We start from the raw sequence: 2693 nt of genomic DNA, 5'->3' as shown, positions 1-2693 counted from the left end.
CAGCGCCGGCCAGGGCAGGCCGCTCAGCGGGTCCGTCGATTGGTAGCGGTAGCCGCGCGCGTCCGAAACCCAGCCCAGGGGGCCGCAGTTCGTCATCGCCACCGCCATGCGCCGCCCGCCCGGGGTGAGCCAGTGTCGTAGTGCAGCGACGGCGATCACGCCCTCGGCTGCCGCGAGCAGTTGCGGCGCCTGGGCCAGCGCCCGGCCGCGCAGAAGCACCGCGCCGGGGGCCAGGTCTTGCCTGGCGGGTGGCGGCTCCAGGGCTTCAAACAGGTCGAGATTCATGTGGCGCGAGCCTGGGTTCTTGTCAATTGGTGAAATCTTTTTTGGGTCAAATTCAGCAAGACTGCTGGCTTGCAAAAGCTTGCAAACCCGGCTTTCCGTGGCCTGAAAAGCGAGTGGCCGCTGACATCTTTATTTTTGCGCGGACGCCGCCCAGGCCGGGCAGGCCCATCTGCTGATCCGGGTCAAAACGGGCTCGCTAAGATGGTTGCAGCATGCGCAGCCGGGCCCTCATGGCCCGGCCAGCCGCCACGATTCAGACCTGATTTTGCGCCCCGGAGTACCCCGTATGAGCTCGCCCAGCACGCCTCAAGCCACCCAGTTCGATTTCGAAGACAGCCTGGCCCCGCCCCGCCAGCCCTTGGCGGCGCCGGCCGCCCTGCCGGCCCAGGAGATCAGCGCCGAGGTGCTGCTGGAGAAGTACGCGAAAGGCGAGGAGCAGACCCTGGACGAGCTGCGCCTGCGCGTGGCGCGCGCCCTGGCGCAAGCCGAGGCGCCCGAGGCCCGGGCCGAGTGGGAAGCCAAATTCCTGGATGCCCAGCGCCGCGGCTTCGTGCCGGCGGCGGAATTGATGCGGCCGGCACCGAGCTCAGCGCCACCTTGATCAACTGCTTTGTGCAGCCGGTCGGTGACTCGATTGCCTCGATCGACGACGGTCACCCGGGCATCTACACCGCGCTGACCGAGGCGGCAGAGACCATGCGGCGCGGCGGCGGCGTCGGCTACGACTTTTCCCGCATCCGCCCTCGCGGCGCCTGGGTCGGCTCGACCCAGAGCAGCGCCTCCGGCCCGGTCAGCTATATGCGGGTGTTCGACCGCAGCTGCGAAACGGTGGAATCGGCCGGTGCGCGTCGTGGCGCGCAGATGGGCGTGCTGCGCTGCGACCACCCCGATGTCGAGGAGTTCATCCGCGCCAAGGACAAGGGCGATCTGAAGAACTTCAACATCTCGGTCGGCGTGACCGATGTGTTCATGCAGGCCGTGGAGGCGAGCGCCGAGATCGAACTCGTGCACAAGGCTGAGCCGGGCGCCAAGCAGCGCGCGGCCGGCGCCTACCAGCGTGGCGATGGCCTCTGGGTCTACCGCAAGCTGCAGGCGCGCGAGCTGTGGGACATGGTGATGCGCTCCACGTATGACCATGCCGAGCCCGGCGTGCTCTTCCTGGACCGCATCAACGCCGACAACAATCTGTACTACTGCGAGTCGATTTCGGCGACCAATCCTTGCGCCGAGCAGCCGCTGCCGCCTTACGGCTGCTGCTGCCTCGGTTCGGTCAACCTGACCCATTTCGTGCACCAGCCTTTTGGCCTGGATGCCCGCTTCGACGGCGAGGCCTTTGCCGAGGTTTGCCGCACCGCAACCCGCATGCTGGACAACGTGCTGGACGTGACGCCCTGGCCGCTGCCCGCGCAGCAGCAAGAAGCGCGCAACAAGCGCCGCGTCGGCCTGGGTTTCACCGGCCTCGGTGACACCCTGGTGATGCTGAACCTGCGCTACGACAGCGAGGCCGCGCGCGCCATGGCCAGCGAGATCAGCGCCCTGATGCGCGACGCTGCCTACGAGGCCTCGGCCGATCTGGCGCTGGAGCGCGGCGCCTTCCCGCTTTTCAACGCCGACCTGTACCTCTCGGGCGGCAACTTCGCTTCGCGCCTGCCGCAAGGCCTGAAGGACAAGATCCGCGCCCAGGGCCTGCGCAACTCGCACCTGCTGTCGATCGCGCCCACCGGCACCATCAGCCTGGCCTTTGCCGACAACGCCTCCAACGGCATCGAACCGGCCTTCAGCTGGAGCTACACCCGCAAGAAGCGCATGCCCGATGGCAGCTACAAGGAGTACGCGGTCGAGGACCATGCCTGGCGCCTGTACCGCCATATGTTTGGCAGCGATGCGCCGCTGTCACCGGCCTTCGTCACGGCGCTGGAGCTCTCGGCCTCTGACCATGCTTTGATGGTGGCTGCGGTGGCGCCCTTTGTGGACACCTCGATCTCCAAGACCGTCAATGTGCCGGCCGACTACCCCTACGCCGATTTCCAGGACCTGTACACGCAGGCCTGGAAGAGCGGCCTCAAGGGCCTGGCCACCTACCGGCCCAATAGCGTGCTCGGCTCGGTGCTCAGCGTCGAAGCGGCCCAGCCGGCGCCGGCCGCTGCGGTCAGCTCGCCCGAGCCGCTCAAGCCGGTGACCTCGGACGGCGGCAACCAGCGCATGCTGGTCTCGCGCCTGCCCAATGCGGTGCTGGCCTCGCTGCGCTGGCCCAGCCGGCCCGAGCTGCCGAATGGCAACCCGGCCTGGAGCTACATGATCCGCCACCCGCATGGCGACTTTGCGCTCTTCGTCGGCGAGCTGCCGGCCGAAGGGCCCGATGCCGGCCTGTTCGGCAAGAACCTGCCCTTTGAGGTCTGGGTCAACGG

At 67.8% G+C, this 2693-nt stretch carries 1 protein-coding gene and 1 pseudogene; one reads left to right on the top strand and one right to left on the bottom strand.

Annotated features, from left to right (window positions below):
• The coding region (locus tag ACK5F2_RS00960; RefSeq protein WP_409862133.1) for an alpha-ketoglutarate-dependent dioxygenase AlkB at nucleotides 1–285 on the bottom strand (285 nt) is incomplete at its 3' end.
• 286 nt (nucleotides 286–571) lie between these two features.
• Between ACK5F2_RS00960 and ACK5F2_RS00955 the strand changes: the two are divergent.
• Nucleotides 572–2693: pseudogene (locus ACK5F2_RS00955) on the top strand (adenosylcobalamin-dependent ribonucleoside-diphosphate reductase); the annotation flags it as partial.

It is taken from the genome of Roseateles sp. (genome assembly GCF_046300915.1).
Lineage (GTDB): Bacteria > Pseudomonadota > Gammaproteobacteria > Burkholderiales > Burkholderiaceae_C > Kinneretia.
Note: the sequence above shows the minus strand (reverse complement) of the source record. Positions and strands in the feature narration are given on the sequence as shown.